The organism is Ralstonia mojiangensis (assembly GCF_023955645.1).
GTDB classification, from domain to species: Bacteria; Pseudomonadota; Gammaproteobacteria; order Burkholderiales; family Burkholderiaceae; genus Ralstonia; species Ralstonia mojiangensis.
This window is the reverse complement of sequence record NZ_JAMXHU010000007.1, coordinates 32,915-55,022: the sequence shown is the minus strand read 5'-3', so window position 1 is coordinate 55,022 and position 22,108 is coordinate 32,915. Positions and strand designations below refer to the sequence as shown.

The window sequence follows — 22,108 nt, the reverse complement described above, 5'->3', positions numbered from 1 at the left end:
ATGTCGGAAACATCCACCAAGCCTTATCTGATCCGTGCCATCTATGAATGGTGTACGGATAACGGCTTCACGCCGTACATCGCTGTCTTCGTCGACAACAGCACCAACGTGCCGCGTGAGTTCGTCAAAAACGACGAGATCGTGCTGAACGTGAGCTTTGACGCGACCAGCCAGCTCGACATGGGCAATGAGTGGATCACGTTCCACGCACGCTTCTCGGGCGTCTCGCGCAAGATCGAGGTGCCAATCGAAAACGTGCTTGCGGTGTATGCGCGCGAGAACGGGCAGGGTATGGCATTCCCGGTGGAGCGCAGTACACCGACGACGCAAGCTGCAACCGAACGCGAGAACAATCCGCCGCCCAAGCTGGCCGCGGTGGACTCTGAGTCGGTGCCTGCGCCGGTCCCTGTCGAAGCGGAAACCGGCCCGGAAGACGAACCGACACCACCGAATGTGCCGCGCATCGGTGGCAAGCCCGCACTAAAGGTCGTCAAGTAACGCGTGTTAGGTTAGAATCGCGTTTCTTTGCCGGCTTAGCTCATCTGGTAGAGCAGTTGATTTGTAATCATCAGGTGGCGGGTTCGAGTCCTGCAGCCGGCACCAGCATCACGAAAACGGTCTCCCTTGCGGAGGCCGTTTTCTTTTGTCCGACGGCCCGTTCAACTTCACGGGCCTCAGCCGCGCCGCACCCAGATCACCTTGCCGCCCTGAACGCCCAGGTTGCGGCGTTCTTCGCGGTAGTCCATGGTGCCGGGCAGGGCTTTGCCGTCGCGTTCGCTGATGCGCCAGAGGCAGCCCTTGAGCAGGGCGGTGGCGTCCTGTTCGGATTTGCCGATCAGGGCATCGTCGGAATTGGCGGCTGCCTGGCACGTGGCGGCGGGTGATGTGTGCTCGATCATCTTGGATTCACTCCCATCCTTGGCGCGTTCTGAGCCTGCCGTCGAGCAGCCGGCCATGCCTGCTATTGCCGCAATCGTGGTGAGCAGTGCTACTAAGCGCGTCATACAAACCTCCGTCCAATATCGCTGTGGCGAGCGCCTCAACCGATGCGCTCGATCGTGACGGCAGTGTACCGATACCGGCTTGCGAGGTGCCTCACACCGGGTTGGTGCCGCCGCGCAAAGGGCTTCGCGACGCCTCCAAGAAAATGCTTGCCGCCGTCAACGAGACTTTGTTACTCTGCGCCCCGTCATAGCTACGGAGTACATCTCCATGGACAGTTGTTCTAGTCGATCCTCGATCGCACATTGAACGGCTAGACAGTCTCGGCGCAACGTCTTCGCGCCTCACCACTGCCTGGCCGTATTGCACGGCGGGTGGTGGCGCTTGCGTAGGTTCTCTACACAAGTCCCTTCCTGAATTCGATTGTTGTATCCGGCACGGCCGCATGGCTGCGTGCGTTTGCGCGCGCCATGACGCGGCGTGGCCGGCGTTTGCCTACGCCTGTCAGAGAAACGGGCGGGGGAGGTCTCATGCTGTTTCTTTCGATGCTGCAGTACGTTTGGGTGGCGGTGCGTCCGCTGGTTTGGGTTCGTGTGCTGATGGGCGCGGCGGCCATTGTGTCGATGATGTCGATGGCGCATGCGGCGGGTGTACCGGCTTCGGCGGATGACGTCCCGCGCATCGCCAGCGGCGAACTGGATGACCGCTTCGGCTTCCATGGCCAGACCACCTATGTGTGGCAACGCAAACCTGCATTCGATGCAGCGTATAGCGGCGACAACAGCCTCGGTGCCGCGCGCGCGAAGAGTTATTCCTTCACGGCCACGCTCGACCTTGGCATGCGCTTGTGGAAAGGAGCCGAGTTCCACTTCAACCCCGAGGTCGTGCAGGGCGTCGCGTTCTCAGAACTGCACGGCCTTGGCGGCTTGCCCAACGGCGAGCTGGCCAAGACGGCCGGGACGAATCCGACGCTGTACCGCGCCCGCGCTTTCCTGCGCCAGACGTGGGGCCTCGGTGGCGACACGGAAAAGGTCGATGCCGATTTCAACCAGTTCGCCAACGTTGTCGACCAGCGCCGTGTGGTGCTGACTGCCGGCAACTTCGCCGTGCCCGATGTCTTCGATGCGGTGTCGTATGCGCAAGACCCGCGCACGCAGTTCTTGAACTGGTCGTTCATGGCGCACCCGTCGTTCGACTATCCCGCCGATGCGCGCGGCTACAACTGGGGCGTGGCGCTTGAATACATCGACAGCGAGAACGGTTGGGCTGTGCGTGCAGGCCGTTTCCTGCAGCCGGAGCAATCGAACGGTTTGCCGCTCGACACGCGATTCCTCAAGCACTACGGCGACATCCTCGAGCTGGAGAAGCGCTACACGCTGTTCGGCCAGGAGGGCACGGCGCGGTTGCTCGGTTGGCGCAACCAGGCGCGCATGGGCCGATTTGACGATGCGATGGCGCTTGGCGCCGCCACGGGTGTGGCGCCCGACGTTGGGCTGGTGCGCAAGGCACACGCAAAGCTGGGCGTTGGCATCTCGTTCGAACAGAAAGCCGGCGACAACCTCGGCCTGTTCGCACGCCTGAACTGGTCGGATGACAAGACCGAAACGTACGCCTTTACCGAAGTTGGCCGCAGCGTGTCGTTTGGTGGATTGCTCAAGGGTGCCGCTTGGCGCCGTCCGAACGATGTGCTGGGCGTGGCCGTCGCGGTGAACATGCTTGGGCCGGATCACCGCGCCTATCTGGCCGCCGGCGGCAGCGGAGCCTTCCTTGGCGATGGCGGCTTGAACTATGGCCACGAGCGCGTACTGGAGCTTTTCTACAGCCTGCAGGTAACCAAGGCGCTGGCGATCAGCCCGGATTTTCAACTCATTCAGAACCCCGGCTATAACCGCGATCGCGGTCCGGCCAAGTTCGTGGGCGTGCGCGTCCACGCCGAGTTCTAACCGTAGGAGGACCCATATGGACAGTCCGAGTCGACCTTACCGAACGTCTTTTTCCCACTAGGCGAGTCTGCCGCACGGTTGTTCCCTGCTGCTGACTTGCCGCCCCGGCAAGGCAGCGGTGTCTGCATCGCTCCTTGATCGTTTCGACTATGCCGCTGTGTGTGCTCAACGCGCGCGGCCATTGCTGCGTGCCCGGCGTTTGTGCACGCGGCGAGGAGTGTGTCATGCGCAAATTCAATGTTCCCGCCCGTCGTTTCTCGGCGATTGCTCTGCCGTTCACCTCCGTGTTCGTGCAGCCGCGCGCTGCTGCACCTGAGCGCGCCGAGGCCGTGCCCGTGACGTCGGACCGCCGGGCCGGTGACGGCGGTCAGCCGCATTCCAACCACGGTTACGCCGCAGCCGCTGTGCGCCTGTCGCGCACGTACTGGTAATCCAACAACACCAAACCAAACGGAGGTCGATATGACCCAATTCGCTTCGGGCATCGACGCACCACCACGTCAGGCCGCACTCGACGATGCCCACGTGGGAGACATTCGCGGTGCGCTTGGCACCATCGCGCATCACGATACGGGCGCACGCAATAGCTGGAGGGCGCGCTTGCGAACGCTGCTCGCCATCCTCGGACCGGGCCTGATTGTGATGGTCGGCGACAACGATGCCGGCGCCTTCGGCACCTACACGCAAGCCGGGCAGAACTACGGCACCACGTTGCTGTGGACGCTATTACTGCTCATTCCGGTGCTGTATGTGAACCAAGAGATGGTCTTGCGCCTGGGCGCCGTCACGCGCGTTGGCCATGCGCGCTTGATCTTTGCGCGTTTCGGCAAGTTCTGGGGCAGCTTCTCCGTCATCGATCTGTTCCTGGTGAACGCGCTGACGCTCGTGACGGAGTTCATCGGCATCAGCCTGGCGCTCGAGTACCTCGGCATCCCGCGACATTGGGGCGTGTGCGCGGCGGCGGCACTGGTGATGCTGGCCGCGTCTACCGGAGATTTCCGCCGCTTCGAACGTTTTGCACTCGCGCTGGTAGCGGGCAGCCTCACGCTCATCCCGGTGTTCGTGATGGTGCATCCGCCGATGGACCAGGTGGCGCGCGACTTCTTCGTGCCAGCGCTGCCAGCGGGCGCACCGCTGGCAGAGGTGATGTTGCTGATCATCGCTATCGTGGGGACGACGGTGGCGCCGTGGCAGTTGTTCTTCCAGCAGAGCTACGTGATCGACAAGCGCATCACCGCGCGTTTCATCCGCTATGAGCGCGCAGATTTGTGGCTCGGCATCGTCCTCGTGATTGCTGGCGCGGTAGCGATGATCGCCTTCAGCGCGCAAGCCTTTCACGGCACGCCGGAGTTCGGCAACTACACCGATGCGCTCGGCACCGCGCACGGCCTGGAGCGCCACTCCGGCCGCTGGGCCGGTGTGCTGTTTGCGATTGCATTGCTGGACGCCAGCATCATCGGCGCGTGCGCAGTGTCGCTGTCGACCGCGTATGCGATTGGCGATGTGTTTGCCGTGCGACATTCGCTGCATCGCAAGCCAACGGAGGCCAAGGGCTTCTATGCCGTGTACTTTGGACTGACGTTGCTGGCCGCCGGGCTCGTGTTGACGCCAGGCGTGCCGCTCGGTCTGTTGACCAACGCAGTGCAATCGCTGGCCGGCGTGCTGCTGCCGAGCGCAACGGTGTTCCTGCTGCTGTTGTGCAACGACAAGGCGGTGCTCGGCCCGTGGACGAACGGCCGAGCGATGAACATCTTCACCGGTGGTGTGGTGGCGGTGCTGGTGATGTTGTCGGTCGTCCTCACTGCCGCCGTGCTGTTCCCAGGCATTGGCGAATTCGAGATTGGCGCCATCCTGATCGGCGGCACGTTGATCGCGGTGGTGATGTCGCTCGTGTTGTGGCGTATCGAGCGACGCGCCCGTCGGCCGCATCATCCGCAGCGTGTGAGCGTACTGGACCGCGATCACTGGGCGATGCCGCCGCTCGAGCAGCTCACGCCTGCACGCTGGACGCCTCTCAAGCGCACGTGGATGTTTGTGCTGCGCGCTTATCTCGTGGGGGCGGCGGGGCTGGTGCTGGTGCGGATTGCCGGGCTGTTGACCCAATGACGCCGCAAGGAAACCAGAAGCGGGGGGAGGGGGCACCTCGGTGGCTGGCCTCAATTCCACCCTAGAGCGCACATTTGGAGGCAACGTCGGCTGCGCACCACTGTGGCTGATTGTCGCAGTGCAACAACATGCACTTTCGATTTGCTTACCCGCAAAGCCACGTAAACCCTAGCCGTACGGCGAGGGCATCACTTGTCAATCGACGCCGCTTTCTATTTGCCTGAGCAGATAGCGCGATCCGAAGCGCCGTCTGGCGGTAAGATCGCGCCCGCATTCCACTCCCAACCGCGCTCCCCCAACGGGCGCATGACGTAGTGCCTGCTCCGACCTTTTACGCCCCCGATCTGTCGTCCGCCGCTTTGTGCGACGCGGCGGCGCTCGGCCTCGCCCATGCCTGGCATGAGCGAAGCCCGCCTCGCCAACTGAGGGCGTTGGGTTCAGCTTCTCCCTGACCGGCGCCCGATGTGATCGAAGATCCGCTGCTGCACCCAGGCGTATTCGGGGTGCCGGTAGTTCGGTCTTTTCTCATTTCCCGCGTTTTTCCCCTTGTGGCCGCTGTCTGGGCTGCTGGGCTCCCGTGATGTCCGGAAGCACCGCCGGCGCAATTGTGCAAGACATGAAGAACACACTCGTTCCACATATGAAGCGGCTCCTCGCCGCAAGCCTCCCGCTCTTGCTGGCGGGCTGCAACCTGACGGTTCTGGACCCGAAGGGGATGATTGCGGCTGAAGAAAAGACGTTGATCCTGGTGGCGACCGGCCTGATGTTGCTGGTGGTCATTCCCGTGATCGTGCTGACGCTGGTGTTTGCGTGGAAGTACCGCTCCACCAACACCAAGGCCCGCTACGAGCCGGACTGGTCGCACTCCAACGCCATCGAGGCTGTGGTGTGGCTGATCCCCTGCCTGATCATCATCGTGCTGGGCGTGATCACCTACAAGTCCACGCACGCGCTCGATCCGTACAAGCCGATCGAATCGGACGTGAAGCCCATCACCGTCGAGGCTGTTTCGCTCGACTGGAAGTGGCTGTTCATCTATCCGGAACTGAAGATCGCGACGGTCAATCAGCTGGCGTTCCCGGCCAACACCCCGATCAACTTCAAGATCACGTCCGATACGGTGATGAACGCGTTCTTCATCCCGCAGCTCGGCAGCCAGGTGTACGCCATGGCGGGCATGCAGACCAAGCTGCACCTGATCGCCAACGAGACCGGTGTGTTTGACGGCATGTCGTCGAACTACAGCGGCTCGGGCTTCACGGGCATGAAGTTCAAGGCCACGGCCATGACGAGCGAAGAGTTCGACGCCTGGGTCAAGCAGGTTCGTGAGTCGTCGCAGAACCTGACCAAGGAAGGCTACGCCGAGCTGTCCAAGCCGAGCGAGAAGGTGCCGCCGGCAGCGTACGCATCCGTCGACCCGACGCTGTATCACAGCATCCTGCACAAATACATGGACAAGATGGGCGAAGGGGAGAAGGTCCTGACGCTCGACGAGGCGCTTGAAGGCGCCAACTGCACGACGGCCACAGCCGAGGCCGCAACGCGTCCGCTGCCGGTGCAGTCCGCCCTGCCTGCTCCCAAGAGCGCGGCCAAGAATTCCTAGGAGTTGACGATGTTTGGCAAGTTGAGTCTGGAGGCCATTCCACTGCACGAGCCCATCGTGGTCGTGACGGTGTCGGCCATTCTGTTGGGTGGCGCAGGCGTGTTCGGCCTGATCACCTATCTCAAGAAGTGGTCCTACCTCTGGAATGAGTGGATCACCTCGGTCGATCACAAGAAGATCGGCGTGATGTACTGCATTCTGGCCATCGTGATGCTGCTGCGCGGCTTTGCCGACGCCATCATGATGCGCTCGCAACTGGCGGTCGCCTCGGGCGGCGGTGCCGGCTATCTGCCGCCTGAGCACTACGACCAGATCTTCACCGCGCACGGCGTGATCATGATTTTCTTCATGGCCATGCCGCTGATGACGGGTCTGATCAACCTGATCGTGCCGCTGCAGATTGGCGCGCGCGACGTGGCATTCCCGTTCCTGAACACGCTGTCGTTCTGGCTGGCTGCTGCCGGTGTGGTGCTGATCAACGTGTCGCTGGGCGTGGGTGAATTTGCTCGCACCGGCTGGCTGGCGTACCCGCCGCTGTCGGAACTGGCGTACAGCCCGGGCGTGGGGGTCGATTACTACATCTGGGCGTTGCAGATATCGGGTCTGGGGACATTGCTGACCGGCGTGAACTTCGTCGCGACCATCTTCAAGATGCGCGCGCCGGGCATGACGCTGATGCGCATGCCGATCTTCACCTGGACCGCCCTGTGCGCCAACATCCTGATCGTGGCGGCGTTCCCGGTGCTGACCGTGGCGCTGGCACTGCTGGGTGCCGACCGCTACCTGGACATGCACTTCTTCACGAACGATGGCGGCGGTAACGCCATGCTGTACGTGAACCTGATCTGGATCTGGGGCCACCCCGAGGTGTACATCCTGATCCTGCCGGCCTTCGGTATGTTCTCGGAAATCGTCTCGACTTTCTCGCGCAAGAAGCTCTTCGGCTACACGTCGATGGTGTGGGCGACCGCCGGCATCACCGTGCTGTCGTTCCTGGTGTGGCTGCACCACTTCTTCACCATGGGCTCGGGTGCGAACGTCAACGCGTTCTTCGGTATCGCGACGATGATCATCTCGATCCCGACGGGCGTGAAGATCTTCAACTGGCTGTTCACGATGTACCGCGGCCGCGTCGAGCTGAACTCGATGATGCTGTGGACGATCGGCTTCATGATCACCTTCGTGATCGGCGGCATGACCGGCGTGCTGCTGGCTGTGCCGGGCGCCGACTTCCTGCTGCACAACAGCCTGTTCCTGATCGCTCACTTCCACAACACCATCATCGGTGGCGTGGTGTTCGGTTACCTGGCTGGTATCACGTACTGGTTCCCGAAGGCCTTCGGCTTCAAGCTGGACGAGAAGTGGGGCAAGCGCGCCTTCTGGTGCTGGTTCGTGGGTTTCTACACCGCGTTCATGCCGCTGTACGTGCTGGGCTTCATGGGCATGACGCGCCGTCTGAACCATACCGACAATCCGGCATGGCAGCCGTGGCTGATCGTCGCCGTGATCGGCGCCGCGATCATCGCCTGCGGTATCGCTTCGCAGCTCATCCAGATCTTCGTGAGCATCCGCAACCGTCATGCGCTGGCTGATCTGACGGGCGACCCCTGGGGTGGCCGTACGCTGGAGTGGGCGACGTCGTCGCCGCCGGCGCACTACAACTTCGCACGCGTGCCGGTCATCCGTGACATCGACGCCTTTGCAGACATGAAGGCGCGCGGTGAAGTGCTGACGCAGGTCGCACCGAGCTACGAAAAGATCCACATGCCGAAGAACACCGGCGCCGGCTTCTTCATCGGCATGTTCTCGATCGTGATGGGCTTCGCGCTGATCTGGCACATCTGGTGGATGGCCGTGCTGGGTCTGGTCGGCATGATCGGCAGCTTCATCCTCCGCAGCAACAACGACGACATCGATTACTACGTGCCCGCTCACGAGGTTCACGAGACCGAGTCGGCCTACTTCCAACGTATCGGTTCGCAGGCTTAAACCATGGCTTCCAATGTTCTAGACGGTCACGCCGCGCACGGTCACGCGCACGGCCACGACCACGCGCATGACCATGCGCACCACCACGATGCTGCAGACACCAAGGTCTTCGGCTTCTGGGTGTACCTGATGAGCGACTTGATCATCTTCGCGTCGCTGTTTGCCACGTTCTGCGTCCTGCGCGGTGCGACGGCAGGCGGCCCGACGGGCAAGGAACTCTTCGATCTGTCGTATGTGGCAATCGAAACCGGCATCCTGCTGGTGTCGTCCATCACCTACGGCATGGTGATGATCAGCCTGCAGAACGGCCGCAAGGACCAAGTGATGCTGTGGCTGGGCATCACGCTGCTGCTGGGCGCCGCGTTCGTCGGCATGGAAATTAACGAGTTCCACCACCTGATTGCAGAAGGCGCGGGCCCGAGCCGCAGCGCGTTCCTGTCGTCGTTCTTCCTGCTGGTCGGTACGCACGGCCTGCACGTGGCGAGCGGCATGCTGTGGATCATCGTCCTGATGTGGCAGATCAGCCGCAAAGGGCTGACCCCGACCCAATCGACCCGCCTGTCGTGCCTGAGCCTGTTCTGGCACTTCTTGGACGTGGTGTGGATCGGCGTGTTTACCGTCGTGTATCTGCTGGGAGCGATGTAAATGGAACAGACCAACGTTTCGACGGGCATTGCCCACGATGATGCCCACGGTCATGCAGCAGGCGGCGCCGGTCATGCCACCGTCAAGGGCTACCTGATCGGCTTCGTGCTGGCGGTGATCCTGACGGCCATTCCGTTCAAGATGGTGATGGACGGCGGCTACTCGCATCAGACGGTGCTGGTAACGGTGATGGCTCTGGCGGTCGTGCAGATCGTCGTGCATCTGATCTATTTCCTGCACTTGGACGGCTCGTCCGCCCAGCGCTGGAACGTGATGGCTTTCCTCTTCACGCTGCTGATCCTGGCGATCGTCGTTGTCGGCTCGCTGTGGGTCATGCATAACATGAACGCCAACATGATGACGATGTAACGAGGCCTGGCCTCTGCTGCATCGGAAGGGCGCCCCTGGTGGGCGCCTTTTTCTTTTGCTCGTGCGGCCTTGAGCCTTGGGTTTGCCATGCCCCGGCTTTGTTAAACTCGCCGGGTTCCCCATTTCTGCGTTTCCCCCCGCAATTCCGCCATGTCACAGTACGTTTTCACCATGAACCGCGTGGGCAAGATCGTTCCGCCCAAGCGCCAGATCCTCAAGGACATCTCACTGTCGTTCTTCCCGGGCGCCAAGATCGGCGTGCTGGGCCTGAACGGCTCCGGCAAGTCGACCGTGCTCAAGATCATGGCCGGCCTCGACAAGGACATCGAAGGCGAAGCCACGCCGATGCCCAACCTGAACATCGGTTACCTGCCGCAGGAGCCACAGCTCGATCCCGCCAAGACCGTGCGTGAAGAGGTCGAGAGCGGCCTGGGCGAAGTGATGGATGCGCAAAAGCAGCTCGAAGCGATCTACGCAGCGTATGCCGAGGAAGGCGCCGACTTCGACAAGCTGGCCGAAGAGCAAGCGCGCCTGGAAGCCATCATCGCCGCTGGTGCCGGCGACAACGTCGAGCTGCAGCTGGAAATTGCCGCCGATGCACTGCGCCTGCCGCCGTGGGACGCCAAGATCGAGCACCTCTCGGGTGGCGAAAAGCGTCGTGTGGCACTGTGCAAGCTGCTGCTCTCGCGCCCCGACATGCTGCTGCTCGACGAGCCGACCAACCACTTGGATGCTGAATCGGTGGACTGGCTTGAACAGTTCCTCACGCGCTTCCCGGGCACCGTTGTGGCCGTCACCCACGACCGCTACTTCCTCGATAACGCCGCTGAGTGGATTCTCGAACTCGACCGCGGCCACGGTATCCCCTGGAAGGGCAATTACAGCTCGTGGCTCGATCAGAAAGAGACGCGCCTGAAGCAGGAAGAGTCGAGCGAATCGGCCCGCCAGAAGGCGCTGAAGAAAGAACTGGAATGGGTGCGCCAGAACCCGAAGGGCCGTCAGGCCAAGTCGAAGGCGCGTCTGGCTCGCTTTGACGAGCTGAACAGCCAGGAATACCAGAAGCGCAACGAAACGCAGGAAATCTTCATTCCGGCGGGCGAGCGTCTGGGCAATGAAGTGATCGAATTCACCAACGTCAGCAAGAGCTATGGCGATCGCTTGCTGATCGACAACCTGAGCTTCACGATTCCGCCGGGCGCGATCGTCGGCATCATTGGGCCGAACGGCGCTGGCAAGTCGACGCTGTTCCGGATGATCACGGGCAAGGAGCAGCCGGACTCGGGCACCATCAAGATCGGTCCGACGGTCAAGCTGGCTTACGTTGACCAGAGCCGCGATGCGCTGTCCGCAGACAAGACCGTCTTCGAAGAGATTTCGAACGGCTCCGACATCCTCACGGTGGGCCGGTATGAGACGCCCTCACGCGCCTACATCGGTCGCTTCAACTTCAAGGGCGGCGATCAGCAGAAGCACGTCGGCACGCTGTCGGGCGGCGAGCGTGGGCGCCTGCATCTGGCCAAGACGCTTATCTCGGGCGGCAACGTGCTGCTGCTGGATGAACCGTCGAACGACCTTGATGTGGAAACGCTGCGTGCGCTGGAAGACGCGTTGCTCGAATTCGCGGGCTGCGTGATGGTGATTTCGCACGATCGCTGGTTCCTCGACCGCATCGCCACGCACATCATCGCGTTTGAAGGCGATTCGCACGTCGAATTCTTCCCGGGCAACTACCAGGAATACGAAGCCGACAAGAAGAAGCGTCTGGGCGAAGAAGGCGCGAAGCCCAAGCGTATCCGCTACAAGCCTGTCACGCGCTAAGCGAGGACGCGCGGGTCTTTCGGCTCGCGTTCCCGCTTACGGTGACCGGTCTGCCTCAACCGGTGCAGGCGCGTCGAGGTTGCTGTCAAACTCGACGCGTTTGTGCGAGCCGTCACAGAACGGCTTGTTCAGCGAGTGCCCGCAGCGACACAGCCACGCCTGCCCTTCCTCCACCGGCAATTCGCGTCCGCCCTGGGTGACGATCCGGAAGCTTCCCTTGATGTGACACGGCCCGTTGTTGCGGACCGTGATGACGACATCGTCGGCCATGTCGACCTCCTCAGAAGAGGATGCCCTGCATGCGATAAGCGAAGTGGGCGGGCTTGGCGTCCCGCATCAAGGCCATGAACTGGTCCATGTCCATGTGCACGACGTTTTCGTGGTCGCCAGCTTCGAAGTAGACGTCGCCGTGGGTCATCAGGCTGCTGTCGATGTAGGTCGGCATGCCGTAGGCCATGCCTACGGGCGGAACGGCCCCTGCATCGCAGTCCCGGAAGACTTCGCGCAACTCCGATTCATCGGCCAGCGTAAGGTCGAAGCGGCCCGATTCCTTTTGCAGCTCGGACAGATGCAGGTGATACGTCGACGGCAACACGGCTGCGACATAGCCAAGCTTGTCTTCAAGCAGCAACGTCTTGGCCAAGCGGTCACCCGGGACATGCGCAGATTGCGCGGTTTCCGTGCTTGTGTGGGTATGCGGATGGCGAATCACCTCGTACATGCAGCCCTTGCTGCGCAGGCAGCCGTCGAGGGTGCTGGAGATCGACATGGCGTCCTCCCGTGTGCTGTGCGGCCGGCGGCGGGATTGCTGTGGCCGCTACGTCAGCATAGGTCGGTTTGGAGATTGCGCAGGCATTGGAGCGTACAAAAGCAACGGGCCGCTCGATTGAGCGGCCCGTGTGCCGATGCGGCTTGTGGTTTGCCTTAAACGTCAGGCATTAGCGGTCCCAGCCGCGGTGCCAGCCGTGGTCGTGGCGCCATTCGCGTTCGCGCCACTCGTGACGGCGCCATTCGCGCTCACGCCAGTCGTCGCGGTCGCGATAGTAGCCACCATAGACCACCGGAGCCGGGGCATAGACCGGGGCAGGGCGATACACCACCGGAGGCGGTGCATAGACAGGTGCCGGGGCCACATATACCGGCGCGGGCACGCCGATCGACACGCCGACGTCCACATGCGCCAGCGCCGCCGTCGAGGCGCACAGCGCGGCCCCACCCAGAACGAATGCGAGCAGTGTGCGTTTCATGATGCTTCTCCTTACGGTTGCGAGGCCGGGGGCCGAGGTGCCGTCGACTTCGTGTATCAAGTTCGTGAAGCCATTCTATGAACCGCCGGGCGCTTCAGGTGATACGCAAATCCTACGGATGTAACGGAAAGTAAAACGCCCCACCCGGCAAGATGCTGGTGGGGCGCGGGATGGCGCAGGGCAAGGTCGTTCAGCCTTGTGCAGGCTCCCAGGCCGCACGCTGTTCAGGTGACGACCACACCGCCAGGTGCAGCGCCGACAGCGAGAACGGATCCGACAGCAACACCAGTTTCTGCTTGCCCGTGAGCTTGTCGGGACCGACTTCCAGTGCGTGACGCACATGTGCCTCCCGCACAGCAATCAGGCGCCGGTCGTGCGGAAAGCGCGCGGTGCCGATCGCGCACATCAGCGCGTTGGTGACAGGGTCGACCACGGCCTGACGAAAGTCCGGCATTGGGGGCGCGTTGCGCAGGTGCTTGCGTGTGGCGCGGAGCTCGCGCGGTGGGCGCACTTCTTCCGGGATCATGAACAGGCGCAGGCGCCGCATGTGGCGGCCCAGGCTCACGCGGCTGGAGAACACGGACAGCGGAATCGACACGATCAGCGCGCCCACGACTGGCGAAAGCCACCAGAGGAAGCTCGGGTTCAGCCAATACACGATTGCAGCCCAGACGATGCCGATCACGGTGTGGAGGCCGTGGCGGCGGACGGCGTCGCCCCAATGTGTTTGCGCGTCTTCGCGCGGCGGCGATTTCCAGTGCACCTTCCAGCCCAGGAACGCGGCCGTCACGAAGCGCGTGTGAAACAGCATGCGCACGGGCGCAGCCAGCACCGAGAACGCCGCCTCGATCGCCATCGACAACGCCAGGTGGATCGCCCCGCCAAAGCGCTTCGGCCCCTGTGCCCACAGCACAAGCACGCTGAGGATCTTGGGCAGGAACAGCACGGTGGCGGTGGCAGAGAATAGCGCTGCGGCTTTTTCGGGATGCCACTCTGGCCAGATCGGGAAGAGCTGGCGCGGCTGCGTGAAGTACTCCGGCGCGATCAGCGTGTGCTTGGCAAGCAGGGCCGTCGACAGGATTAGGAACAGGAACCACAGCGGCGCCGACAGATAGGCCATCACCCCGGTGATGAACACGGCGCGGTGCACACGGTGGAAGCCCGGCGCACCAAACAGACGGAAATTCATCAGGTTGCCGTGGCACCAGCGGCGGTCGCGGCCCAGCTCGTCGAGCAGGTTGGGCGGCATCTCTTCGTAGCTGCCGTCCAGGTCATAGGCGATCCACACGGCCCAGCCGGCGCGGCGCATCAGCGCGGCTTCGACAAAGTCGTGCGACATGATCTCGCCGGAAAGCGAACCCTTGCCCGGAATCGGCGCCAGCGCGCAGTGTTTGATGAACGGGTCCAGCCGGATGATGGCGTTGTGGCCCCAGTAGTGCGATTCGCCGAGTTGCCAGTAGTGCAGGCCGGCGGTGAACAGCGGCCCGTACACACGCGTGGCGAACTGCTGGATACGCGCGTACAGCGTGTCGCGGCCGGCGGCGCGCGGGGCGGTCTGGATGATGCCCGCGCTTGGCGCGCCTTCCATCAACTGCACGAGGCGCGTCAGGCAATCGCCGCTCATCACGCTGTCTGCGTCGAGCACGATCATGTAGCGGTACTTGCCACCCCAGCGCCGACAGAAATCGTCGATGTTGCCGCTCTTGCGCTTCACGCGGTGGCGGCGCCAACGGTAGAAGATACGGCCGAAACCATCGAGCGCGCGGCAGATATGCAGCCAGGCATCGGCTTCTGCCGTGCGGATATCCGGGTCGCCGGAGTCTGAAAGCACGAAGAAGTCGAAGTGCTCCAGGTGCCCCGTGCGCTGCAACGATTCGTACGTCGCGCGCAGCCCGGCGAAGACGCGCTGCACATCTTCGTTGCAGATCGGCATGACGATGGCTGTGCGCGCATCGTCGGGAATCGTGGCGTCGGGCGTGGCGCGGCGCGAGATGACGAAGCGGTCGCCGTGGAAGGCCAGCAGCAGGAAGCCCGTAATGGCCGTCCAGAAGCCCGCCGACACCCAGCAGAACAGCACCGCAAACAGCACGATGATGATGGCTTCGAGCCAGTCGGCGCCGTGGTACGGCAGCACCGTGCTCATCGCCCAGGTGGCAGCGACGGTCTGCGCGATCATCAGCGCCAGCAGCGTCAGGCGGCGGCGCGCACCGACGAAGCGCCAGATGCCTTTCGGGTCCGGCGAGTCAGGCGCTTCGTACGGCACGGGCTTCTTGCCGCCGTGCATCCAGCGGTCGATGGCCTTGCGGGTGCGCCAGATTGGCCCGAGCACCCACGGCCACGGCACCATCGAGCGACGCGCAGGCGTGGGCCCGGTGTCCAGATGGATGCGGCCTTCGCTGTCGTGCTCAAGCGGCGGTGCGGGCTCGGCAGAAGGCTCCGTCGATGCAGCATCGGCGCGCGTGGCGCCATAGGCGGCATCCAGACGCGAGCCTACGGACGCGTAGGCCGGTGCATCCGCATCAAGGGAGGTCGTCTGCGCCGGGTCGAGCCTGGCCAGTGCGCGATGCAGCTTGGCGAGCGCTGCTGCATCGTCGTCGCCCGCTGTGATGCCCGCGGTGCGCAGCAGCGCAGCGCGCGCCTCGGCCGCCAGCGGCAGCGCCTCTAGGTAATGGTCGGCCACAGACTGCGCTGTGGCAGGGCTGGTGGAGGGGGCAGTGCCAGCGGCACCGCCGGTCTGGGCTGTCGTCACGTTCAGCCCGGAGGTAACAGGTAGCTCCACGTCTCAGAGAGTCCGGTGCCGCCGCTGCGCAGGTAGCCGCGCATTTCGACGGGTTTATCGTCGTCGACCCGCTTGAGGCGCACGGTCACGCGCCATCCGCCGGTCGCGGTGTTGGGTTGGCCGAAGATCGATTCGATCTTGCCGTTGGCATCTGCCGAGAACACCGGCTCAACCGGTGCATTGGGCGGAAGCTTTGCCAGCGCGGGGCCTTCGAAGTCGACCACAAAGGCGATCGTATCGTCGGGCTTGCGCTCGTCCGGGCGCTTGGTCGTCCAGCCGTGCGAGCGACGCGTCTGCGTAACCCATGCCAGCGCCGGCTTCTTGTCGGCGTCTTTCTGCCATAGCAGGCGGTATTCAAGATTGAACGGCTGATGCGGCTTGGGCGGATTTTCAGGCACCCAGTAGGCGACCACGTTGTCGTTCGTCTCGTCTGGCGTCGGAATCTGCACCAGTTCCACACGGCCCGCGCCCCATTTGCCGACGGGCTCGACCCACGCGCTCGGGCGCAGTTCGTAGCGGTCGCCGATTTCCTGGTAGCTGGAGAACGCGCGGTCACGTTGCATGAGGCCGAAGCCGCCCGGGTTGGTCGTCCCGAACGAGCTGACCAGCAGGCGCTTGGGGTTCGTCAGTGGGCGCCAGATCCATTCGCCCGTGCCGGAAAGCACTGACAGGCCGTCGGAGTCGTGCACCTCGGGGCGGAAATCCAGCGCAGGCGCCGGTTGGTTCTCGCCAAAGAAGAACATGCTGGTGAGCGGGGCAATGGCCAGCTTGCTCACGTTCTCGCGCATGTACAGCTGCGCCTTCACCTCGACCGCCGTGTCGCTGCCCGGTTTGATGACAAAGCGGTAGGCACCCGTGGCGCGGCGCGAGTTAAGCAACGCGTAGATCGTCAGCTCTTTCGCATTGGCGGCCGGGCGTTCGATCCAGAAATCGGTGAAGCGGGGAAATTCCTCGCCCGAATTGAGCGCAGTGTCGATGGCGAGCCCGCGCGCGGACAGGCCGTAGACCTGCCCCTTGCCGATACCGCGGAAGTACGACGCGCCCAGGAACACGATGACCTCGTCCTTGTACTTGGGCGTGTTCATTGGGTAGTGCACGCGGAAGCCGGCAAAGCCGAGCTTCTGCAACTGCTTCGGGTCGAGCTTTACCGGGCCGTAGTCGAACAGGCGTGGATCGAAGCGGATTTCGCGCACGCCGGCGGGCGACACCTCGTTGATCTTCACGGGCTGGTCGTAGTACGAACCCTCGTGGAAGAAACCGAGTTCGAACGGCAGCTTGTCGCGGCGCCAGTAAGCCTGGTCCGACTTGAAGCGGATTTCGCGGTACTGGTCGTAGCGGAGTTCACGCAGTTCGCGGGGCAGGGTGTCGGCGGGCGCCTGGTACGGCTTGGAGGCCAGTTGCTTGGCGCGTGTGGCCACATCGTTGAAACCGAAGGCCAGCGCAGCATGCGCCGAAGCCAGCGCCAGCAAGCCAACGGCCAGCCGTGCATAGCCGGCTACCGAACGGGTGCGTGCCGCGCGAGCGGCCCCCGGCGTGCGGGAGGAAACAGCGGAGGGAATGTTCAAAATGAGATCGCGTCTATGCGGCGGGCCGAGGAACGTGACGCTTCGGTCCTGCCGGTCATTCGTCTGTGCCGCCGAGATTTTACCCGCCGTACCTTTGCGAGATCAAAACCGGCAACATTTTGATAATGTTTCTGACCGCATCGGGCCGAGATCCGCGTCAAATGGCGTGTAATCATGCGGTCTGTGGCGGGTCAACCGTTCGGTTGAGGGGAACGCACACCGCCGCCCGGCAGTCAGAATCGCTTTGCCGTGTGCCGGGATTCCCGCGTGGCACACTCTCGGCTCTTTCCTCCATGGAGTTCGCATGACCTGCTGGACGCGACGCGCCACGGCAACTGCCGCGCTTGCCCTTTCGACCTCGTTGCTCGCGCCCGTGGCGTTTGCAGCACCCGCAGCCAAGGCGGCTCCCAAGTCTGCAGCGCCAGCCAAGGCTGTGCGCGATCCCGGCGACGTGGCGGTGCTGCTCGATGCCTTCCCGCTGGGCAAGCCGCTGCGCAAGCTGCCTTCGTGCGAAGACGTACGCGCGAATGGTGGCAAGGATGTCGCCGAATACTGCTCCGATGCGCTTGAATCGCATGGCCGAACGCGCTCGCTGGGCGTGCCGCAGGCATTGCGCCCCGAGTTGATGGATGGGCCGCAGGCCGTGCTCCTGATTGACCAGGATGGCAACATCGCCGGCATGTTCGTGCCGACGCGCGGCGTGGATACCGAACAGCGCGTCTTCCAGGCCCTGTCCGATCGTTACGGCAAGCCTGCGCAGGAAGGCAAGGCGCCGCTCAAGCTGAAGTCTGGCAAGACGGTCGATTCGCTGCGCGCACGCTGGGCAGGCCATCAGACCGTCATCACGATGTACGCGATTCCCGAAGAGCCGCAGAACGGTACGGTGGAATTCCTTTGGGCACCGCGCGCCGGGGCCGTCATGGACCAGATGCGTGCAGAAGTCGATCCGAATGCACCCAAGCCTGCTGCTGCGTCTGGCGTGGCGGCTTCAGCGCCCGCCGCGACGGCCAAGCCCTCTTCAGGCAAGCCGACGCCTAAGCAGTGAACTTACGGACACATGTTCGTAGTTTTCGGTTACACCGCTTACACCCGCATGACGCCGACGCCGCTCGCGTCGGCTTATAACGTCCACATGGCTCCACTAGCGGGGCCGAAGGACGCTAATCATGAAAATCGTGGCTCTGGCCTTGTTGGCCGCGACGCTTGGGGGTTGTGCAGTGTATCCGGCACCGGTGGCCGTGGCCCCTGCGCCGGTCTATGCCGCACCGGCTTATCCCGCCTACTACGGCGGCTATTGGGGTGGACCTTCGGTGTACTTCAATTACCACCACCGCTGATCGGCAGTTGGCTGATCAGCGTCTAGTCCGCTGAGCGCAGGCCCGGCCAGCCCGGCGCCAACGTCTGCGGCAAGCCAAGCAGGTCCAGCACGCGCCCGACTGTGTGGTCGACCAAGTCGTCGATCGTCTTGGGGCGCTGGTAAAAGCCCGGTACGGGCGGGAACACGATTCCGCCCATCTCGGTGACGGCCGTCATGTTGCGCAGATGCGCCAGATTCAACGGCGTTTCGCGCACCATCAGAATCAGACGGCGGCGCTCCTTGAGCGTGACGTCGGCCGCGCGGGCAATGAGATTGTCCGAGAGGCCGTGCGCAACGGCCGCCAGCGTCTTCATCGAGCAGGGCGCCACCACCATCGCTTCGGCAGCAAAGGAACCGCTCGCGATGGTCGCGCCGATATCGCGCACGTTATGCACGACGTGCGCCAGCGCTTCCACTTCTTCGCGTGCCATGTGCAGCTCGTGCTGCACGTTCATCAGCCCTGCGGGCGACATCAGCAGGTGCGATTCCACCCCCGCTGATTCACGCAGGTCCTGCAGAACCTGCAGCAGCCGCACACCGTAGATTGCCCCCGACGCCCCCGTGATCGCCACGATGATGCGGCGCACAGGTGGCGTTTGAGCGGCGGCGTTCGGGGTCTGGGTCACGCTGAAACGAGAACGCAGCTCAAGCAGCCAGCAGCGGCTGCAGCTCGCCGCTCTGGTACATCTCCATCATGATGTCCGAGCCGCCAATGAATTCGCCCTTGATGTAGAGCTGCGGAATGGTCGGCCAGTTGGCGTAGTCCTTGATGCCCTGGCGGATTTCGTCGTCTTCCAGCACGTTGACGGTGTGCGGACGGTCCACGCCGCAGGCCTTCAGGATCTGGATGGCGCGGCCCGAAAAGCCGCACATCGGGAATTGCGCCGTGCCCTTCATGAAGAGGACGACGGGGTGGCCTTTGACGATCTGGTCGATCTTTTCGTGCGTGGTGCTCATGGGGAGACTCGATTTGGTGAGGGGCGGCAGCTGGGTTTCCGGGTTGCCATCCACATTGGAAAACCTGTCTATTTTAGCGAGGAACGCGCACCGGCGTTTTGATCCAGCCATTGCCCGCCGCTGCAGCGGTCGTGGCCAGCCAAGTCTTGCGCGGTGAAGACGTTGGCGAAGCCGGCGCCGCTCAGCAGCGCACGCACGGGTTCGCCCTGGTCGTAGCCGTGTTCGAGCAGCAGCCAGCCGCCGGAGGTAAGCCGTGCAGGCGCCCCTGCGACGATGCTGCGCAGGTGGCGCAGGCCGTCATCGTGGTCGGTGAGGGCGCTGGCGGGTTCGAAACGCAGATCGCCCTGATCGAGATGCGCGTCAGTGGCAGCGATGTACGGCGGATTACTGGCGATGAGATCGAATGCGGGCGGCGCATCGGCATCGGCCAGCGCGCCATACCAGTCGCCCAGCGCAGTCTGGACATTGGTGGCGCCGAGCGCCTTGGCGTTGTCGATTGCCACGGCCAGCGCATCGGCGGAGGCATCGGTGGCCCATACGCGCGCGTCGCGCCGCGCCAGCGCAATCGTGATGGCGATGATGCCGCTGCCCGTGCCCATGTCGAGCACGGCGGGCGCATCGCGTTCTTCCAGGCGGTCCAGCGCCTGTTCGACCAGCAATTCGGTATCGGGCCGCGGAATCAGCACGGCTGGCGTCACCTTGAACGTGCGGCCGAAGAATTCACGTTCGCCGAGCAGATAGGCCATCGGCTCACCGGCCAGGCGTCGTGCGGCAAGTTCGCTGATTTGCGCGCGCGCGGCCACGTCGATGGCGCAGGTGTCTTGCGTGATGAGTTGCACGCGCGACAGGCCCATCACGTGCGAGACCAGCATGCGTGCTTCCAGGGCAGGCAAGCCGGCACGCGCCAGCGCTGTCAGCGCATCGGCCACGCGAGCAAGGGTTTCGGGCGAAATGACGGGGGAAGACGACACGGCAACAGACCAGCAGCGAAGATCGGGCGCACAAAATAACACGGGCCCGGCCGATGTGGCGCGGGCCCGCGAGCGGGTCGGTGCGGTTAAACGGCGCTTATTGCTTGGTCGCGTCCTTGACCTTGTTGGCCGCTTCCTTGGTGGCGTCAGCGGTCTTGTCCGCTGCAACCTTGGCCGCGTCGGCCGTCTTGTCGGCCGCGGTTTTGGCAGCATCCTTGGCCTGGGCCAGCGCGCCCGAAGCGGAGACCTGCGCATCCGAGGCCGCTTGCGAGAGTTCCACCTTGGCGGCGTCGGCGGCCTTGGTCACGGCGGTGCCGGCGTTGTCGAGCGCCTGTTTGGCGGCGTCCTTCGATTGTTCCATCGCGCTCTTGGCGGCCTGGTCGGTGGCGTCGTCTTTCTTGCCGCAGGCGGCCAGACCGAGTGCGAGGGTGGTGGCGACGGTAATAGCCAGCAGTTGGGTACGCATTGCGATTCTCCTAATCGTGATGTTGCCGCGCTTGTTGGTGAGTGCGCGCCGGATGCGACCGGCGATGCACTCGGCGTGATCGAGATCGATTATAGGAACGCGGGGCCGGCGCGCCATCGCGCAAAGCTGTATCAAACGCAAGCGGATGTTACGGGCGGTGCGCTTTTTTAACGATTGGGCGATCAGGCGTCTTCGCCCAACGCCGCAAGCTGTTCCGCCTGATGCTCGGCCGCCAATGCACCCACGAGTTCGTCGATGTCGCCGTCCATGATCGCGTCGATCTTGTACAGCGTCAGGTTGATGCGGTGATCGGTCACGCGGCCCTGCGGGAAGTTGTACGTGCGGATGCGGTCGGAGCGGTCGCCCGAGCCGATCAGGCTCTTGCGGGCGCTGGCTTCCTTGGCTTGCGCCTCACGCTCCTGGCGATCCTTCAGGCGCGCGGCCAGGACTTGCATGGCGCGGTCCTTGTTGCGGTGCTGGCTCCGGTCATCCTGGCACTCCACCACCAGGCCGGTCGGCAGGTGGGTAATGCGCACGGCGGAATCCGTCTTGTTGATGTGCTGGCCGCCCGCACCCGACGCGCGGAACGTATCGATGCGCAAATCCGCCGGGTTGATCTGGATGTCGGCCAGCGCGTCGGCCTCGGGCATGACCGCCACGGTGCAGGCCGACGTGTGGATGCGCCCCTGGGCCTCGGTGGCCGGCACGCGCTGCACTCGGTGGCCACCAGACTCGAACTTCAGGCGCGAGTACGCACCTTCGCCCACCAGCCGCGCGATCACCTCCTTGTAGCCGCCAAGGTCCGACGGCGATTCGCTCACGATCTCCACCTGCCAGCGCTGCCGTTCGGCGTAACGCGTGTACATGCGCAGGAGGTCGCCGGCAAAGAGCGCCGATTCATCGCCGCCTGTGCCGGCACGGATTTCCACGAAGATGTTGCGATGGTCGTTCGGGTCTTTGGGCAGCAGCAGGCGCTGCAGCTCGCCTTCGAGAGACTCCATCCGCTCACGCGCGGCGCGAAGTTCGTCTTCGGCAAACGCCTTCATGTCCGGATCGGCCGCCAATTCCTGTGCGGTGGCGATGTCTTCCTCGGCCTGCTTCCATGCGGAAAATTGCGCGACCACGGGCTCCAGTTCGGCATGTTCGCGCGTGAGCTTGCGGTATTGGTCGAGGTTGGCGGTAGCGTCTTCACGCGCAAGCAGCGCATTGATTTCGACGATGCGCTCGGCCAGTTGGTCGAGCTTGGACAGCATGCTGGGCTTCATTCGGGCAGTCGCGGAGGGAAACGCTGGAAGCGAGGGCGGCGCATGATACCGCGCCAGAAGTTGCGTGCCGGAGTGAAAACAGGCGG

General features: G+C 63.6%; 22 protein-coding genes and 1 tRNA gene. 12 read left to right on the top strand and 11 right to left on the bottom strand.

Annotated elements, in window-relative coordinates:
• Entirely contained in the window at window positions 1-498 is a 498-nt protein-coding gene (locus NG898_RS25145) for a ClpXP protease specificity-enhancing factor (RefSeq protein WP_024977814.1), read from the top strand.
• 29 nt (window positions 499-527) lie between these two features.
• Window positions 528-603: transfer RNA gene (locus NG898_RS25140), tRNA-Thr, on the top strand.
• 71 nt (window positions 604-674) lie between these two features.
• Here NG898_RS25140 and NG898_RS25135 read toward each other — a convergent pair.
• On the bottom strand, window positions 675-1,004 hold the full coding sequence (locus tag NG898_RS25135) for a hypothetical protein (protein ID WP_252694987.1): 330 nt from the start codon (window positions 1,002-1,004) through the stop codon (window positions 675-677).
• A gap of 561 nt (window positions 1,005-1,565) precedes the next feature.
• Here NG898_RS25135 and NG898_RS25130 point away from each other — a divergent pair.
• The 8 genes from NG898_RS25130 (at window position 1,566) to ettA (ending at window position 11,415) form a co-directional block, all read left to right on the top strand.
• Complete coding sequence (locus tag NG898_RS25130) at window positions 1,566-2,885, top strand: carbohydrate porin (RefSeq protein ID WP_420803721.1); 1,320 nt, start codon at window positions 1,566-1,568, stop codon at window positions 2,883-2,885.
• A 224-nt stretch (window positions 2,886-3,109) separates the two neighbouring features.
• Window positions 3,110-3,316, top strand: coding sequence for a hypothetical protein (locus tag NG898_RS25125; RefSeq protein ID WP_252694985.1), 207 nt, complete (start codon window positions 3,110-3,112; stop codon window positions 3,314-3,316).
• A 31-nt stretch (window positions 3,317-3,347) separates the two neighbouring features.
• Complete coding sequence (locus NG898_RS25120; protein ID WP_252694984.1) at window positions 3,348-4,991, top strand: Nramp family divalent metal transporter; 1,644 nt, start codon at window positions 3,348-3,350, stop codon at window positions 4,989-4,991.
• A gap of 616 nt (window positions 4,992-5,607) precedes the next feature.
• The gene (cyoA, locus tag NG898_RS25115; protein WP_252694983.1) at window positions 5,608-6,594 is read left to right on the top strand and encodes a ubiquinol oxidase subunit II; all 987 of its coding nucleotides are present in this window, start codon (window positions 5,608-5,610) and stop codon (window positions 6,592-6,594) included.
• Window positions 6,595-6,603: 9 nt separating this feature from the next.
• Entirely contained in the window at window positions 6,604-8,583 is a 1,980-nt protein-coding gene (cyoB, locus tag NG898_RS25110) for a cytochrome o ubiquinol oxidase subunit I (protein ID WP_252694982.1), read from the top strand.
• Window positions 8,584-8,586: 3 nt separating this feature from the next.
• On the top strand, window positions 8,587-9,228 hold the full coding sequence (gene cyoC / locus NG898_RS25105) for a cytochrome o ubiquinol oxidase subunit III (protein WP_027680203.1): 642 nt from the start codon (window positions 8,587-8,589) through the stop codon (window positions 9,226-9,228).
• The gene (locus NG898_RS25100; protein WP_112183489.1) at window positions 9,229-9,597 is read left to right on the top strand and encodes a cytochrome o ubiquinol oxidase subunit IV; all 369 of its coding nucleotides are present in this window, start codon (window positions 9,229-9,231) and stop codon (window positions 9,595-9,597) included. It begins immediately after the preceding gene.
• 150 nt (window positions 9,598-9,747) lie between these two features.
• Complete coding sequence (ettA, locus tag NG898_RS25095) at window positions 9,748-11,415, top strand: energy-dependent translational throttle protein EttA (RefSeq protein ID WP_024977805.1); 1,668 nt, start codon at window positions 9,748-9,750, stop codon at window positions 11,413-11,415.
• A 36-nt stretch (window positions 11,416-11,451) separates the two neighbouring features.
• Here ettA and NG898_RS25090 read toward each other — a convergent pair whose 3' ends face one another.
• The 5 genes from NG898_RS25090 to NG898_RS25070 form a co-directional block, all read right to left on the bottom strand.
• The gene (locus tag NG898_RS25090) at window positions 11,452-11,685 is read right to left on the bottom strand and encodes a CDGSH iron-sulfur domain-containing protein (protein ID WP_092975669.1); all 234 of its coding nucleotides are present in this window, start codon (window positions 11,683-11,685) and stop codon (window positions 11,452-11,454) included.
• Between the two features lie 10 nt (window positions 11,686-11,695).
• Complete coding sequence (locus tag NG898_RS25085; RefSeq protein ID WP_092975666.1) at window positions 11,696-12,184, bottom strand: aminoacyl-tRNA deacylase; 489 nt, start codon at window positions 12,182-12,184, stop codon at window positions 11,696-11,698.
• Between the two features lie 169 nt (window positions 12,185-12,353).
• Window positions 12,354-12,662, bottom strand: coding sequence for a hypothetical protein (locus NG898_RS25080; RefSeq protein WP_045203072.1), 309 nt, complete (start codon window positions 12,660-12,662; stop codon window positions 12,354-12,356).
• Between the two features lie 190 nt (window positions 12,663-12,852).
• On the bottom strand, window positions 12,853-15,441 hold the full coding sequence (mdoH, locus tag NG898_RS25075) for a glucans biosynthesis glucosyltransferase MdoH (RefSeq protein ID WP_252694981.1): 2,589 nt from the start codon (window positions 15,439-15,441) through the stop codon (window positions 12,853-12,855).
• Window positions 15,414-17,000 carry a glucan biosynthesis protein G gene (locus tag NG898_RS25070; RefSeq protein ID WP_313903650.1) on the bottom strand — a complete coding sequence of 529 codons (1,587 nt, stop codon included), beginning with the start codon at window positions 16,998-17,000 and terminating at the stop codon, window positions 15,414-15,416. The genes mdoH and NG898_RS25070 overlap by 28 nt, the downstream gene beginning before the upstream one ends.
• A 310-nt stretch (window positions 17,001-17,310) precedes the next feature.
• Between NG898_RS25070 and NG898_RS25065 the strand changes: the two genes are divergently transcribed.
• Together NG898_RS25065 and NG898_RS25060 are read left to right on the top strand one after the other, a co-directional pair.
• Window positions 17,311-18,051, top strand: a complete 741-nt coding sequence (locus NG898_RS25065) for a hypothetical protein (protein ID WP_252694980.1) — start codon at window positions 17,311-17,313, stop codon at window positions 18,049-18,051.
• A 121-nt stretch (window positions 18,052-18,172) separates the two neighbouring features.
• Complete coding sequence (locus NG898_RS25060; protein ID WP_004634685.1) at window positions 18,173-18,343, top strand: hypothetical protein; 171 nt, start codon at window positions 18,173-18,175, stop codon at window positions 18,341-18,343.
• Between the two features lie 22 nt (window positions 18,344-18,365).
• Here the strand turns inward: NG898_RS25060 and NG898_RS25055 are convergent, their stop codons facing one another.
• From NG898_RS25055 to prfA, 5 genes are all read right to left on the bottom strand, one after another.
• Entirely contained in the window at window positions 18,366-18,989 is a 624-nt protein-coding gene (locus NG898_RS25055; RefSeq protein WP_313903648.1) for a UbiX family flavin prenyltransferase, read from the bottom strand.
• 19 nt (window positions 18,990-19,008) lie between these two features.
• Window positions 19,009-19,320, bottom strand: coding sequence for a Grx4 family monothiol glutaredoxin (gene grxD, locus NG898_RS25050; RefSeq protein WP_009241977.1), 312 nt, complete (start codon window positions 19,318-19,320; stop codon window positions 19,009-19,011).
• A 68-nt stretch (window positions 19,321-19,388) separates the two neighbouring features.
• Window positions 19,389-20,291 carry a peptide chain release factor N(5)-glutamine methyltransferase gene (gene prmC, locus NG898_RS25045; RefSeq protein WP_252694979.1) on the bottom strand — a complete coding sequence of 301 codons (903 nt, stop codon included), beginning with the start codon at window positions 20,289-20,291 and terminating at the stop codon, window positions 19,389-19,391.
• A 97-nt stretch (window positions 20,292-20,388) separates the two neighbouring features.
• Window positions 20,389-20,757 (bottom strand): hypothetical protein, encoded by a 369-nt coding sequence (locus tag NG898_RS25040; RefSeq protein WP_252694978.1) that lies wholly within the window; start codon window positions 20,755-20,757, stop codon window positions 20,389-20,391.
• A gap of 182 nt (window positions 20,758-20,939) precedes the next feature.
• Window positions 20,940-22,022, bottom strand: a complete 1,083-nt coding sequence (gene prfA / locus NG898_RS25035; protein WP_252694977.1) for a peptide chain release factor 1 — start codon at window positions 22,020-22,022, stop codon at window positions 20,940-20,942.
• Between the last annotated feature and the right edge of the window lie 86 nt (window positions 22,023-22,108).

Coding starts and splice junctions, on each gene's coding strand:
- NG898_RS25090 (WP_092975669.1), bottom strand. CDS start 11,685: ATGGCCGACGATGTCGTCATCACGGTCCGCAACAACGGGCCGTGTCAC.
- cyoA (WP_252694983.1), top strand. CDS start 5,608: ATGAAGAACACACTCGTTCCACATATGAAGCGGCTCCTCGCCGCAAGC.
- NG898_RS25100 (WP_112183489.1), top strand. CDS start 9,229: ATGGAACAGACCAACGTTTCGACGGGCATTGCCCACGATGATGCCCAC.
- NG898_RS25085 (WP_092975666.1), bottom strand. CDS start 12,184: ATGTCGATCTCCAGCACCCTCGACGGCTGCCTGCGCAGCAAGGGCTGC.
- ettA (WP_024977805.1), top strand. CDS start 9,748: ATGTCACAGTACGTTTTCACCATGAACCGCGTGGGCAAGATCGTTCCG.
- NG898_RS25060 (WP_004634685.1), top strand. CDS start 18,173: ATGAAAATCGTGGCTCTGGCCTTGTTGGCCGCGACGCTTGGGGGTTGT.
- NG898_RS25120 (WP_252694984.1), top strand. CDS start 3,348: ATGACCCAATTCGCTTCGGGCATCGACGCACCACCACGTCAGGCCGCA.
- NG898_RS25145 (WP_024977814.1), top strand. CDS start 1: ATGTCGGAAACATCCACCAAGCCTTATCTGATCCGTGCCATCTATGAA.
- prfA (WP_252694977.1), bottom strand. CDS start 22,022: ATGAAGCCCAGCATGCTGTCCAAGCTCGACCAACTGGCCGAGCGCATC.
- NG898_RS25065 (WP_252694980.1), top strand. CDS start 17,311: ATGACCTGCTGGACGCGACGCGCCACGGCAACTGCCGCGCTTGCCCTT.
- NG898_RS25080 (WP_045203072.1), bottom strand. CDS start 12,662: ATGAAACGCACACTGCTCGCATTCGTTCTGGGTGGGGCCGCGCTGTGC.
- cyoC (WP_027680203.1), top strand. CDS start 8,587: ATGGCTTCCAATGTTCTAGACGGTCACGCCGCGCACGGTCACGCGCAC.
- NG898_RS25135 (WP_252694987.1), bottom strand. CDS start 1,004: ATGACGCGCTTAGTAGCACTGCTCACCACGATTGCGGCAATAGCAGGC.
- grxD (WP_009241977.1), bottom strand. CDS start 19,320: ATGAGCACCACGCACGAAAAGATCGACCAGATCGTCAAAGGCCACCCC.
- NG898_RS25125 (WP_252694985.1), top strand. CDS start 3,110: ATGCGCAAATTCAATGTTCCCGCCCGTCGTTTCTCGGCGATTGCTCTG.
- NG898_RS25040 (WP_252694978.1), bottom strand. CDS start 20,757: ATGCGTACCCAACTGCTGGCTATTACCGTCGCCACCACCCTCGCACTC.
- NG898_RS25130 (WP_420803721.1), top strand. CDS start 1,566: ATGATGTCGATGGCGCATGCGGCGGGTGTACCGGCTTCGGCGGATGAC.
- cyoB (WP_252694982.1), top strand. CDS start 6,604: ATGTTTGGCAAGTTGAGTCTGGAGGCCATTCCACTGCACGAGCCCATC.